The organism is Clostridium peptidivorans (assembly GCF_900205925.1).
Classification (GTDB): domain Bacteria; phylum Bacillota; class Clostridia; order Clostridiales; family Clostridiaceae; genus Clostridium_AK; species Clostridium_AK peptidivorans.
This window is the reverse complement of record NZ_OAOD01000011.1, coordinates 91,897-104,897: the sequence shown is the minus strand read 5'-3', so window position 1 is coordinate 104,897 and position 13,001 is coordinate 91,897. Positions and strand designations below refer to the sequence as shown.

At 31.1% G+C, this 13,001-nt stretch carries 11 protein-coding genes and 1 riboswitch; of the genes, 7 read left to right on the top strand and 4 right to left on the bottom strand.

Translation table 11 applies throughout. The features are described 5' to 3' along the window. The first annotated feature begins 11 nt into the window (after positions 1-11). Together CRN98_RS10700 and CRN98_RS10695 are read left to right on the top strand one after the other, a co-directional pair. Complete coding sequence (locus CRN98_RS10700; protein WP_097027415.1) at positions 12-560, top strand: BMC domain-containing protein; 549 nt, start codon at positions 12-14, stop codon at positions 558-560. A gap of 47 nt (positions 561-607) precedes the next feature. Beyond that, positions 608-1,423, top strand: a complete 816-nt coding sequence (locus CRN98_RS10695) for an MIP/aquaporin family protein (protein ID WP_097027414.1) — start codon at positions 608-610, stop codon at positions 1,421-1,423. Between the two features lie 74 nt (positions 1,424-1,497). Here CRN98_RS10695 and CRN98_RS10690 read toward each other — a convergent pair whose 3' ends face one another. Together CRN98_RS10690 and CRN98_RS10685 are read right to left on the bottom strand one after the other, a co-directional pair. Then, positions 1,498-2,622 carry a M20 metallopeptidase family protein gene (locus CRN98_RS10690; RefSeq protein ID WP_097027413.1) on the bottom strand — a complete coding sequence of 375 codons (1,125 nt, stop codon included), beginning with the start codon at positions 2,620-2,622 and terminating at the stop codon, positions 1,498-1,500. A gap of 110 nt (positions 2,623-2,732) precedes the next feature. Then, the gene (locus tag CRN98_RS10685) at positions 2,733-4,145 is read right to left on the bottom strand and encodes a YfcC family protein (protein WP_097027412.1); all 1,413 of its coding nucleotides are present in this window, start codon (positions 4,143-4,145) and stop codon (positions 2,733-2,735) included. An 83-nt stretch (positions 4,146-4,228) separates the two neighbouring features. After that, positions 4,229-4,407, bottom strand: a riboswitch (Lysine riboswitch). A 207-nt stretch (positions 4,408-4,614) separates the two neighbouring features. Here CRN98_RS10685 and CRN98_RS10680 point away from each other — a divergent pair. From CRN98_RS10680 to CRN98_RS10670, 3 genes are all read left to right on the top strand, one after another. Continuing rightward, on the top strand, positions 4,615-6,288 hold the full coding sequence (locus tag CRN98_RS10680) for a sensor histidine kinase (RefSeq protein WP_097027411.1): 1,674 nt from the start codon (positions 4,615-4,617) through the stop codon (positions 6,286-6,288). Positions 6,289-6,292: 4 nt separating this feature from the next. Further along, a complete protein-coding gene (locus CRN98_RS10675) occupies positions 6,293-7,012 on the top strand; it encodes a LytR/AlgR family response regulator transcription factor (RefSeq protein WP_097027410.1) in 720 nt (239 codons plus the stop codon). A gap of 133 nt (positions 7,013-7,145) precedes the next feature. Then, positions 7,146-8,597: a carbon starvation CstA family protein gene (locus tag CRN98_RS10670; RefSeq protein ID WP_097027409.1), complete on the top strand. Its 1,452-nt coding sequence runs from the start codon at positions 7,146-7,148 to the stop codon at positions 8,595-8,597. A 664-nt stretch (positions 8,598-9,261) separates the two neighbouring features. On the opposite strand, the gene CRN98_RS10665 is transcribed toward CRN98_RS10670, so the two are convergent. Further along, positions 9,262-10,131, bottom strand: coding sequence for a radical SAM protein (locus CRN98_RS10665; RefSeq protein ID WP_097027408.1), 870 nt, complete (start codon positions 10,129-10,131; stop codon positions 9,262-9,264). 221 nt (positions 10,132-10,352) lie between these two features. Here CRN98_RS10665 and CRN98_RS10660 point away from each other — a divergent pair, with 221 nt between their 5' ends. Both CRN98_RS10660 and CRN98_RS10655 read left to right on the top strand, forming a co-directional pair. Then, positions 10,353-11,003, top strand: coding sequence for a DUF6483 family protein (locus tag CRN98_RS10660; protein ID WP_097027407.1), 651 nt, complete (start codon positions 10,353-10,355; stop codon positions 11,001-11,003). A gap of 541 nt (positions 11,004-11,544) precedes the next feature. Further along, positions 11,545-12,120: an HD domain-containing protein gene (locus CRN98_RS10655; protein ID WP_097027406.1), complete on the top strand. Its 576-nt coding sequence runs from the start codon at positions 11,545-11,547 to the stop codon at positions 12,118-12,120. An 83-nt stretch (positions 12,121-12,203) separates the two neighbouring features. On the opposite strand, the gene CRN98_RS10650 is transcribed toward CRN98_RS10655, so the two are convergent. Further along, complete coding sequence (locus CRN98_RS10650) at positions 12,204-12,812, bottom strand: hypothetical protein (protein WP_097027405.1); 609 nt, start codon at positions 12,810-12,812, stop codon at positions 12,204-12,206. Between the last annotated feature and the right edge of the window lie 189 nt (positions 12,813-13,001).

Below are 13,001 nucleotides of genomic sequence, written 5' to 3'. Positions count from 1 at the left end.
GAGGTGATAAAATGATAAGAACTATAGGTATGATTGAGTTAAATAGTATAGCCAGAGGAATTCAAGTTGCAGATGAAATGCTAAAGGCTGCAGAAGTAAATTTAATCTTTGCAAAAAGTGTTTGCCCAGGTAAATATGTAATTTTAATCACAGGAAATGTAGGGGCTGTAGAAACAGCTATTAATCATGGTATGATTTTAGGAGAAAATTATGTAGTAAATAAATTACTTTTACCCAATGTTCATCCACAGGTAATCCCAGCCATAAATGCATCAGGCAATGTTGAAGAATTAAAAGACTTAGGAGTGTTGGAGTTCTTTAGTATTGCTGCAGCTATTGTTGCAGCTGATGCTGCGGTTAAGTCAGCAAATATAGAATTAATAGAAATCAGATTGGGAGTTGGAATAGGAGGAAAAGCTTTTGTAACTTTTACTGGGGAAATTAGTTCTGTTAACAACGCAGTAACAGTAGGAGCAAACACTGCACTTGAAAGTGGAATGCTTGTAAATAAAGCTGTAATATCGGGACCTAGTAAAGAATTGCTACAACACTTGTTATAAAATTTTATTTAAATATCTATAATGATAAAATTATAGGGGGAGATTATATGAAAAATAATTTATTTGGGGAATGTTTGGCAGAACTTATAGGTACATTTCTTTTTATTTTCATAGGAACAGGAGTTGTTGCGTCACTAGTTACAGCTGGAACTAACATAACATTTTGGGAGCTAAGTTTAGTATGGGGACTTGCAATAACTATGGCAGTATATATAGTAGGTTCAATTTCAGGAGCGCAGTTAAATCCAGCAGTTACAATAACCCTTGCAGTATGGAAGGGATTTGATAAAAAGAAGGTTATTCCTTATATTATTTCTCAAGTGATTGGAGCTTTTTTAGGAGCAGCATTAACTTATGGACTATACGGAACAACTATTACAGCCTTTGAAAATAGTAAAAACATAGTAAGGGCATCAAAAGATGGGTGGGCTACAGCTGGAATATTTAGCACATTCCCAGCAGCAAATATATCTATGGTTAATGCATTCATGATTGAAGTGTGTATCACAGCAGTTTTGCTATTGGTTATTTTTGCAGTAACAGATGGAAATAATGAGGGATCTCCTAAGGCAGGAATACCAGCAGTAGCTATTGGATTAACTGTAGCATTTATTGGGGCTTCCTATGGACCTTTAACTGGTTTTGCAATGAATCCAGCTCGTGACTTTGGACCAAGGCTTGTGGCTTTGCTAGCAGGATGGGGATCAACAGTTATTGGACCTAATAATTATGGATTGATTGTACCAATATTTGCACCAATTGTAGGAGCAATTTTAGGTGGAGGTATATATGAAAAGTTAGTTGTACCTTATCTACCAAACTTAATAAATAAGAAAATATCAGGCAAAAGCACATCAATATAAATTTCCACAAGAGCCCATATAGTATTTGCTAAATACTATATGGGCTCTTTCTGTTTTTTAACCGTATAAAATTTCTAAATTTCATCACTTATTTCTAATATGAAGTTTACTATAGTGTGAATAGCATAAAAAATTGCATCATCATTGGCATCAAACATAGGAGAGTGAAGTGGGTGTAAACCCTGTGTATCATCACTTATACCTACTCTGAAATGCACTGAAGGTACTTCTTGAGAAAAGAAAGCAAAATCTTCTGCACCAAAGGTTCTTTCTGCAGTTAGTACATTTTCTTCACCTAAAGTATTCACAGCAATTTTATAAAATTTGTCACATAATTTCTTATCATTAATTAAAGGAGGATATGCAACTGCAAAGCTTAATTCACATTCACAATCATATTTTTTAGCTGAAAGAGCACAGGTATCATATAAATCTTTTTTAATTTTATCAACAAGAGTTGTATCAAAAGTTCTTAAAGTTCCAAGTACCTCTATTTTTTCTGGTATTACATTAGAAGCAGTATTATTTGCATTAATTGATGAAAAAGTTAATACATGAGGGTTTAAAGGACTTATTTCCATCTTGGTTTTATTATTCATAGTTTGTATAAAATCTATAGCAGGGTAAACGGGGTTTTTGCATAAATGAGGCATCGCAGCATGACCTCCAACGCCCTTAAAGGTTACAGAAAAGTCATCTACAGAAGCCATAGTAGGACCTTCTGGAGCTTCTATTTTCCCAACTTGTAAGTTAGGCCAAACATGAAAACCTATCATATATTTAACTTCAGGATTTTTTAAAGCTCCTTCCTGAATCATAGGATAAGCTCCCCCATCTAGTTCCTCAGCAGGTTGAAATAAAAACTTAACACATTTCTCAAAGCCCATTTCCTTTAATACCATAGCAGTTCCGAGTGCTATAGCTGTGTGATAGTCATGTCCACAACCATGAAATACTCCATCTATAGGAAGAGCATCTATGTCAGCTCTAACACCTATAGAAATCTCATCATTATTTAGTACTCCTACAACGCCTGTTCCAGCACAAGAATTATATTTTATATTTAAACTTTCAAGGGTTTCCATTATTATTTTTTGAGTTTTAAATTCTTTATGAGCAAGTTCTGCATTTTCATGCAGAGTTTTTCTTAAGGACTTAATTTCAGGAAGCTTATTTAAGATAATATCTTTTACATTCATTTAAATACATCTCCTTTAAAAATAGCAAGCAAATTTTTAGTAATTATAACTTGATATATATTAAATTTAAGTTATTAAAACATACATAACTATGATTACTAGCATAATGGCTATTGAAGCAGTCCTGGGAACAATATAGCTGGAGTTATTAAAAGCAATTGAAGTATTGATAAAAATACTAAAGCTTTTAATACCCACTTAAACCATTTTTCATAAGGTATTTTTGCAAGAGCAAGTGTACCCATTAACACACCAGAGGTTGGGAATACAAGATCTGTAAATCCATTACCAAATTGGTATATAAGTATAGAGGTTTCTCTGCTTATTCCAACAAGTTCACCTAATGGATACATTATTGGAATAGTTAAGGCAGCTTGGCCTGTACCAGATCCAACAAAGAAGTTTATAATAGACTGAATTATAAGCATTGCATAACCAGAGAAAAGTCTTGGAAGAGGCTCTATTGCTTTTGCTAGGCTATATAATATTGTATCCATTATTTTAGCATCTGTAGCAACTATAACTATTGCATTAGCAAGTCCTACTACTAATGCTGCGCCAAGCACGTCCTTAGCTCCAGCTATAAAAGTATCAGCAACTACATTGAAATTTAACTTCCCTATAAAGCCTGAAATAATTGCCATAGCTAAAAATACTGCAGTAATTTCTTCTAAGTACCATTCCCATTTCAGCACTCCATAAACTATTAAAGCTATTCCCACAAATAAGGTAAGTATTATTAATTTATGAGAAGTAGTAAATTCAGTATTTAAGCTCATTTCGCTTGAAGAGTCATTTTTCCTTAAAGTGTCTTCTTCATACATTATACTATAGTGAGGATTTTTCTTAACTTTATTTGCATATATCATCACATAAACAATGGCAGCAATTGTAAATATAGCCCATGCTGTAGTCCTATAAATTATACCAGCCTTCATAGGAGTTTCTGCAATTCCTTTCGCTATACCTACAGTAAATGGATTTAACATTGCACTAGAAAAACCTACAGTAGCACCAACAAAGGCTAAGCACATTCCAGTTATAGAATCATATCCTAAAGCTAATGCCAGTGGAACAAATATTGCAGCAAAGGGTATGGTTTCTTCTGCCATCCCAAAAACTGCACCACCTACTGAAAATAACGTCATTATAAGAGGGATTATTAAAAATTCCTTTCCTTTTAGTTTCCTAACGACTCCAAGTATTCCAGTATCAATAGCATTGGTTTTTTGAATAACTGCAAAAGCACCACCAACAATTAATATAAATCCTGCAACATCAGCTTTTGATGTAAAACCTTTTAACGGAGCAGTCAAAAGCTTTTTTAAATTAGCAGGTGTGTTTTCTACAAATTTAAATGAATCTGAAACAGCTATAGTTCTACCAGCAGCATTTTTAGCTCTTTCATATTCGCCACCAGGAATAAGCCAAGTAGCAATTATAACTAAAATTAAGATTGTAAATATAATTACAAAGGTATGAGGAACATTAAATTCTTTCTTTTTTTGATTTAACTGTAACATTTTATACAATAGGCCCCCTTTTTAAAATAAATAAAAATGCAGCAAAGGATACACCTCTGCTGCATAAATAAGCAAAATTTGTATACCTCTATAGCGCTCCACTTTATATAAAAACAAAGTGACAGCCCTGCATATATTCTATACAAAGCCAGAAAGTAACCTACCCAATATACTTTCTTCGGCTGTAATTCCTTTTATTATTTTTCAATGCTTTGGTAAGCTCCAAATAATTACTATTAATTACAGCACCTCTACGGAGTGTTTTGGCAATATTTAACTTTAGTTTAAATTGATGTTAGTATAGCACGTGATTTATAATTATGCAATAGTTTTACAGAATTTCTCTAAAATAAAATTTAATTGGGTATGTTATAATTGTATATATTATAAGGGAAATGCTAGTATATACAAAGTAAGATAGTCAGGAAAAAGATATTATTTTTTAATTTAAGCATAGGAGATGTAAGCAATGGTAGAGTTAATAAAAAATCTTACCAATAATATGGGTTATGTGATTTTAGTAGGATTTATTGTATCTAGATCCACTAGTTTTAAAAATATAATACAAAAAGATGAATTTAAAAAAAAGGATTTGATTATCCTTTCTATAATATTTGGTGGCTTTGGTATGCTAGGAACTTATATAGGAACAGATATAAATGGTGCTATAGCCAATACAAGAATTATTGGAGTTGTAGCTGGAGGACTACTTTGTGGACCCTTTGTAGGAATTGTATCTGGAGTTATTGCAGGGCTGCATAGATTAGTAATAAATATAGGAACTATCACAGCTGTTCCATGTGCCATTGCAACAATCGTTTCAGGAATTATAACCAGTGTTTTTTATAAATACTCAAATAATAACAATAAGTGGATTTATGGTCTTATTGGAGGCGCTCTCATGCAAAGCTTAGAGATGCTTTTAATTCTTATTATGTCAAGGCCATTTTCTACAGCTTTAAATATAGTTAAAAATATATATATTCCTATGGTATTTACAAATGCTATAGGTATATCAATATTAATTTTATTAATACAAAATATTTTTGAAGAAAAAGAGCAAATTGCAGCAAAGCAAGCTAAAATAGCTTTAGAGATAGCAAATAAAACATTACCATACTTTAGGGAAATTGATAATAATTCCTTTGAAAAGATTTGTGAAATTATAAAAAATTCTATAGATGCAGATGCAGTAGCTATAACGGATAAAAAATACGTTCTAGCTCATGTTGGCATGGGGGAAGACCATCATATTAAGGGGAATGATATTTTAACTGGAGCTACGGAAAAAGTTATAGAAAAGGGAGAAATATTAGTTTTAACAAATGCAGAGCAAATAGATTGTTCATGTGATGGGTGTCCTTTAAAATCGGCTATTATTGCACCATTAAAGGAGGGAGATGAAATAATAGGAACCTTAAAAATATATTATGGAAAGGAAGATGCTATATCCTTTAGAAATACAAATTTAGCCATAGGACTTTCACAAATTATATCTACGCAACTAGAAATAAGTAAGCTTGGCAAGCTTAAGGAAATGGCAACTAAGGCTGAAATAAAAGCACTACAAACTCAAATAAATCCTCATTTTTTATTTAATGCTTTAAATACTATTATTTCATTTGTACGTATAAATCCTGATAAAGCAAGAGAACTTATTATTAATTTATCTACTTATTTAAGATATAATTTAGAGATAGGGGATAATTTGGTAGATATTTATAAAGAGTTAGAACAAGTAAAGGCGTATATAGAAGTGGAAAAGGCGAGATTCGGAGATAAATTAAATGTAGTTTATGATATAGACGAAGATATAAATATAAAGATACCAAGTCTAATAATACAACCTATAGTTGAAAATTCTGTAAAGCATGGGATTTTAGCAGGAGACAAAAAAGGTACAGTTAAAATTTACGTAAAAAAGATAGCAGATAATAAAGCTAAAATCATTATTGAAGATGATGGAGTAGGAATTTCAGAGAAAGTTATAGAAAAAGTATATGATGATAATATGCAGGAAAATAAAATAGGAATATCTAATGTAAATAATAGGCTAAAATATCTTTATGGGAAGGGACTTCAAATAGAAAGGCTTGATAAAGGAACTAGAACTACTTTTATAGTGGAAACACTGAAAGGATGATTTTATGAATTGTATAGTTATAGATGACGAATATCCAGCAAGGGAAGAGTTGAAGTACTTTATACGTGGATTTAGCAATATAGATATTGACGGTGAATTTGGAGATTCTATAGAAGCACTGGAGTACATTGAAAAAAATAAACCAGATATAATATTTTTAGATATAAACATGCCCAAATTAGATGGCGTTGCTTTGGGACGCATAATTAATAACTTTGAAAAAAAAAGCTTTGTTGTTTTCATAACAGCATATAAGGAACATGCAGTAGATGCTTTTGAGATAAAAGCTTTTGATTATATTTTAAAGCCTTATTCAGAAGAGCGAATTGTAAGGACACTGAGGCAATTAGAAGCTTTGAAAGATGTAGAACAAAAACAAAATGCACGATGTATAGGTAATAAGATTACATTAAAGAAGAATAGCAAATTGAAAGTGATAAATATTTGTGATGTTTGCTATTGTGAAGCAAGAGAAAGGGAAACATTAATTTATACTGCAAATGATAACTATATGGAAAATTGTAGTATATCGGAGTTTTATAAAAGGCTTCCTCAAGATATATTTTTTAAGACCCACAGGTCTTATATAGTAAACTTAGAAAAAGTAGTTGAAATTATACCTTGGTTTAATAATACTTATATGATTAAATTAAAAGGAATAGAAGAAGAAATACCGGTAAGTAGAAACAATATAAATGCTTTTAAGCACTTAATGGGCATATAAATGCACTTTATGTGCTTTTTTTGTTATTTGGTGTAATAAATGAAAATATTCTATTAAATTTTATTATAATCTAGTCATAAGATTGGCTTTGAGTTAAAGAAACTTAAAACTTAATTTAAATGGGGGGATAAGCATGATATCATTTATACTTTCAATTATCGCACTAATAGTTGGTTACTTTGTTTATGGTAAAGTTGTTGAAAAGCTTTTCGGAGCAGATGACAAAATAAAAACACCAGCAATACGACTTGAAGATGGTGTTGACTTTGTACCAATGCCTGAATGGAAAATATTTTTAATTCAATTTTTAAACATAGCAGGGCTTGGTCCTATATTTGGGGCTATTGCTGGAGCAATGTGGGGACCATCTGCATTTTTATGGATTGTATTTGGATGTATTTTCGCAGGAGGAGTACATGACTATTTTTCAGGTATGTTATCAGTAAGACATGATGGAGCAAGTATACCTGAAGTTGTTGGAGAATATTTAGGTAATGGTTTCAAAAAATTTATGAGAGTATTCTCAGTTATATTACTTGTGCTTACAGGAGTTGTATTTGTAAGTGGACCAGCAGGAATATTAAATGGATTGATACCTTCAGTGGGACTACAAACATTCTTATATATAATATTTGCATATTATATAATAGCTACTCTTGTTCCAATAGACAAGCTAATAGGAAAAATATATCCTTTATTTGGATTATGTTTATTAATAATGTGTGTAGGAGTAGGTGGAGCTTTAATAGTAAAAGGATATAATATACCAGAAATTGCGGGAAATCTTAAGAATTTACATGCTAATCCAGAAAGTTATCCTTTATTCCCAATGCTATTTATAACAATTGCTTGTGGAGCTATTTCAGGATTCCATTCAACACAATCACCACTAATGGCTAGATGTATTACAAGTGAAAGACAAGGCAGAAGAATATTTTATGGTTCAATGATAGCTGAAGGAATAATTGCACTAGTATGGGCAGCAGCATCAATGACTTTCTTTGGGGGAGTAGATGGTCTTGCTAAATTTATCGCAGAAAACGGTAACAATGCAGGTGCAGTAGTAAATTTAATATGTAACAGTTTACTTGGAAAAGTTGGTGGAATACTTGCAATACTTGGGGTTGTAGCATGTCCTATAACTTCAGGGGACACAGCTTTTAGAAGTGCTAGACTTACAATAGCTGACTCTATAAACTTTAAGCAGGAATCTATGAAAAATAGATTAATGATTAGTATACCATTGTTTATAGTAGGATTTATTTTAACACAAATTGACTTTGCAATAGTATGGAGATACTTTGGATGGTCAAATCAAACATTAGCTACAATAGTTCTTTGGACATCAGCAATGTATTTAGTTTATAGAGGAAGAAGCCATTGGATGGCAACAGTACCAGCTATATTTATGACTGCTGTATGTATAACTTATATTATAGTTGCGCCAGAAGGATTTAAATTATCAATGGGAATTGGACTACCAGCAGGAATAATAGGAGCAATTTTAGCTTTAGTATGCTTCCTAATGGCAGCCAAAAAGGTTACAGCTAAGGCAAGTGTAAATGAAGCAGGTGCAAAAGTATAATATTTTTAATGTTGAACGTATCGTATGGAATTTGCATTTAGGAAAGCGGTTCACTGCGCAAAGAAGCTCTAATATTTCTGACTTTAAGTCACCTAAATTTTCTAAACTCGCTGTCGCTCAGACAGTAGAAAATTCTTAACGGTGTCTTAAATTCAGAAATAAAGAGCTTCTATTTGCTTGTTCAATGCTTTCTACAATGCAAATTCCATACTTATGTCCAACATTAAAAATGTCATTCAGACTTACCGACTTAAGGAAAGAATTTCGCTTTGAAGAAGGCTCCTTTTGAATGTATATTTATCAAAGGAATGATAAGTTCTAAAATATTATTTATCTAACTCTCTGCTTATTGCTTATAAGCTCTTATAACTTCTCAGGCTGCCGCCCTAAAAGATTCTATATGATAAATCTTGAAATAAAGACATTTTTAATGGTGAATGCAGTATGAAATTTATATCGTAGAAAGCATTGAATGAGCTTTAAAACGGATTTATTTATAAATTTAAAATATCGTTAAGAGACTTCTATTGTCTGAGCTAAAGCGAGTTTAGAAGGCTTAGATATTTTAAATTTATAAATATTAGCCGTTTTTAGCGAAATGAACGCTTTCCTAGATATAAATCCCATACGGAAGATTCACCATTAAAAATGTCATAATGTCATTTTACAATGCTCTAAAGGCTTCACTTTTATAACTTTGATTTCCTTGAAGAACAGAGTTTATTTTATTTAAAAGATTTTCTCTATCTTCCGGTAAAGTACCTTTAAGTGATACATAATTTGATGCATGATTACTTCTAAATACACAATTTGTAACTTTTAAATTTTCTATTAAGAGCTTTGTTTCCATCATTATTTCACTTGGTTGTAAAAGCTTAAATTTTCCTTCTTGAACTTCTTTATATAGAGGGGTTTCGGACTCAAACATAAGAGTTAGAAGTCCTAGATAATCAGGATCGATTTCACTTATAACTTTTGCAGACTCTTTAGCATGTTCTTCTAAATTTTCTTTTCCGCCTAAACCTGAAATAAGAGTTACAGATAAAGTTAATCCGCTTTCTTTTATTTTTTTGCCTGCTTGTATAATTTCTTCAGCAGTAACACCTTTTTGGATATTTTGAAGTATTGTGTTACTTCCGCTTTCTACTCCTAGATATACAATTCCTAAACCTTCACTTTTAAGTTCTTGTAATTCATCTACGCTTTTTCTTAAAATATCTCCTGGTGTTCCATAAATTCCAACTCGTGCGCATTCTGGAAATAACTCTCTTATCTTTCTAAGAATAGACTTCAAATTTTCTGTTTTAAGCACTAAGGCATCGCCATCTGCTAAAAAAATTTTGTCTACTCTTTTATAGTATGAACGTCCCATTTCTAAATCTATAAATATATCTTCGAGAGATCTAATTTTAAACTTTTTGTCTTTGTACATACTGCAAAATGTGCATTTATTATGAGCACACCCAACGGTTGCTTGTATTATCAAACTATACGCTTCACTTGGAGGTCTATATACTACTCCCTCATATCTCATTCTTGTTCACTACCTTTCTTTAATTTTTGTTTGCTTTATTTAAATTATTGAACACTTATATATATTTCACATTTAAACTCATAATGTATGTAAATTATAACATATAGGCAATAAAACTAATAATGCAGAAATCTAATGGAGTATTATGGAATCCTAAGTTATGTTATAATGTAGCTGTTAGTATCTTACTATCATTTAACTAAAAATGGAGGAATAGTTTTATGCTTAAGAGTAACTTTTCTAAAAGACTTACAAACCAATTTCAAGAAAGTTTTGAGGAAGTTCTTAGTTTAACAGAAGACAAAAACTACGATAGAGCTTTACAACTTATTGATGAAACATTTAGTAATTTATTTAGACTTAACTCCTTATTCTTTAATTCTATGAGTAATGATAACTTAATTGACATATTAAAAGTTGGTGGTGAAATTGAAAAAGATAAGGCCATCATAATATCAAAGTTATTAGAGCAAAGAGCTTATATATTAAGTATTCAAGGAAAAGAAAATGAAAGTTTTTACATATACATAAAGGCCTTAAATTTGTTCATTGAAGCTTTCTTATGTGATAAAGATACTGATCTTGATAGGTATTTTGAAGATATACCAAGTATAATAGAAAAGACTTCAGGTTATGTACTTTCTGAAGAAACTTTAAGAAGAATTATAAATTACTACAAAGAAGTAGGAAATTTTGCATCAGCAGAGGACTATTTATATGAACTTTTAGATGTTACAGAGAAGAATACAGAATCTATAGCCTTTGCAGTAGAATTTTATGATTCTTTGGTTAAATTAGATGATGCTGCTTTAGAAAAAGGCAATTTATCAAGAGAAGAAATCCTCGAAGCAAGAAATTCTGTCAGTCAGTAAGTATAAAGGATATTTTTAATGTTGAGATGGTCGCATTTGAGTTAGGAAACATCTCAGCGAACTGAGATGTGCTGATTTATAACGAAATCAAAGATTTCTATAAATCATGCAGTCAGACGTTCATTTCGCTAAAAACGGCTAATATTTATAAATCTAAAATACCTAAGCCTCCTAAACTCGCTGTCGCTCAGGCAGTAGGAGGCTTTATACGATTTTCAAATTTATAAATAAAGCCGTTTTAAAGCTCATTCAATGCCTTCTACGATGAAAATTCTATACTCCTCTCAGCATTAAAAATATCTCTATTTTAACAATTGGTACATAAAAATCTTTAAGGGCCAAAGCCTGAGAGGTTACATAAACATATAGCAATAAATAAAAGGTATATATCATATACAGCACATTAACGCTTTACATAGCAAGCTAATGAAGTTGTATAATTTGATTCATAATTTGCATTATAGTAAGCGTAATATTCTTGTTTATGTTATGTTATGCTAAAACAAGACAATTTGATAATGTAACTGGAGGTGTGGGGAAAATGAACATAAAAAAATTCATAGAAATTATGTCTATTGCAGAAAAATTAAAGAATAATACAAGACACTCATGGACTTCTTCTAATCGCCATGAAAGTGTAGCAGAGCATAGTTGGCGATTATCTTTAATGGCATACTTGGTGAAGGATGAATTTACCGATGTTGATATTAACAAAGTAATATTAATGTGTATTTGTCATGATTTAGGTGAAGCAATCACAGGTGATATACCTTCATTTAACAAAACTAAAAGCGATGAGATTGTAGAAAATAGAGAAGTTCACCAGTTGATTAACGATCTGCCAGAACCATATAAAAAAGAACTTTCTATGCTATTTTTGGAAATGAATTCACAAAAAACTATCGAATCCAAGATTTACAAGGCACTTGACAAGATGGAGACACTAATTCAACACAATGAGGCTGATATATCAACATGGATTCCTCTTGAGTATGAATTAAATCTGACATATGGAGAAAAAGAAGTGGAGTTTTCAAAATATATGAAAGAATTAAAACAAACTATAAATGAGGATACTATAGATAAAATACAGCGTTCAAAAGAATCAGTATCATAAATCCGGAAAATTATTAAAATGTGAATTAAGGGAACTCTTTTGGATGTTCCCTTAAAAAATGTTATATTATCAACACTATTCTTCTAGCCAAATTCATGCCCTGGTATTCCATTATTAACGTAAGTTTTACCTTCCAATGGCTGAAATCCAGATACCTTCATGTCTGTTACAACAGGATATGCACCGTGATTATTTGGAAATGTAAAATTAAGGGTGTAATTCTTTCCGTAAAAAGCAGCCTTTGTCCCATCTCCTATAAAAACGGCTGTATTTGTAAGGAAAATAACTTTTCTCTCTCCTGTTTCTGCATCTAATTGACAGATGGTAAAATCAAAAGAAGTATCCCTCACATTGGAGATGACAACTTCATAAGAACTTTCCAAAATATTATCTCCAAAACGCCTGTCATCAAAATAGGTGCCTTCATATAATTTAACCTTACCGCTTACTTTAACTGTTTCTGGAGAGATATTATTTTTATAATTTTCATCTTCACCTAATTTTTCGGTTGAATTTACTTCTTTAGAAGAATCTTTTGATATTTCTTTTTTTTCTCCCTGTGATATTGAAGAGTTTTTTTTATTGTAAGAAGCAGTTGTAGATTTATCAATAGAGCAACCAATTAATATATTTGAAAATAATAAGGATAAAATAACAAGAATAAACTCTTTCTTTAGAAATTTTGCTTTCATTATATACAAAATCCTTTCTTTAAATATTGTTGCTTTGTTATTAAATTTATAAGTTAAAGATAAGATAATAGTATAAAAAATGCTTAATAAAAAATAGAGCATCTAATATTTTACAACTTACCGGTCTGCGGACTTACCAGCCCTTTGATAAGTATCAATTTAAAAGCAATTTGGCTAAAGCCAAATTAC

Coding starts and splice junctions, on each gene's coding strand:
- CRN98_RS10685 (WP_097027412.1), bottom strand. CDS start 4,145: ATGTTACAGTTAAATCAAAAAAAGAAAGAATTTAATGTTCCTCATACC.
- CRN98_RS10695 (WP_097027414.1), top strand. CDS start 608: ATGAAAAATAATTTATTTGGGGAATGTTTGGCAGAACTTATAGGTACA.
- CRN98_RS10690 (WP_097027413.1), bottom strand. CDS start 2,622: ATGAATGTAAAAGATATTATCTTAAATAAGCTTCCTGAAATTAAGTCC.
- CRN98_RS10660 (WP_097027407.1), top strand. CDS start 10,353: ATGCTTAAGAGTAACTTTTCTAAAAGACTTACAAACCAATTTCAAGAA.
- CRN98_RS10655 (WP_097027406.1), top strand. CDS start 11,545: ATGAACATAAAAAAATTCATAGAAATTATGTCTATTGCAGAAAAATTA.
- CRN98_RS10670 (WP_097027409.1), top strand. CDS start 7,146: ATGATATCATTTATACTTTCAATTATCGCACTAATAGTTGGTTACTTT.
- CRN98_RS10650 (WP_097027405.1), bottom strand. CDS start 12,812: ATGAAAGCAAAATTTCTAAAGAAAGAGTTTATTCTTGTTATTTTATCC.
- CRN98_RS10675 (WP_097027410.1), top strand. CDS start 6,293: ATGAATTGTATAGTTATAGATGACGAATATCCAGCAAGGGAAGAGTTG.
- CRN98_RS10665 (WP_097027408.1), bottom strand. CDS start 10,131: ATGAGATATGAGGGAGTAGTATATAGACCTCCAAGTGAAGCGTATAGT.
- CRN98_RS10700 (WP_097027415.1), top strand. CDS start 12: ATGATAAGAACTATAGGTATGATTGAGTTAAATAGTATAGCCAGAGGA.
- CRN98_RS10680 (WP_097027411.1), top strand. CDS start 4,615: ATGGTAGAGTTAATAAAAAATCTTACCAATAATATGGGTTATGTGATT.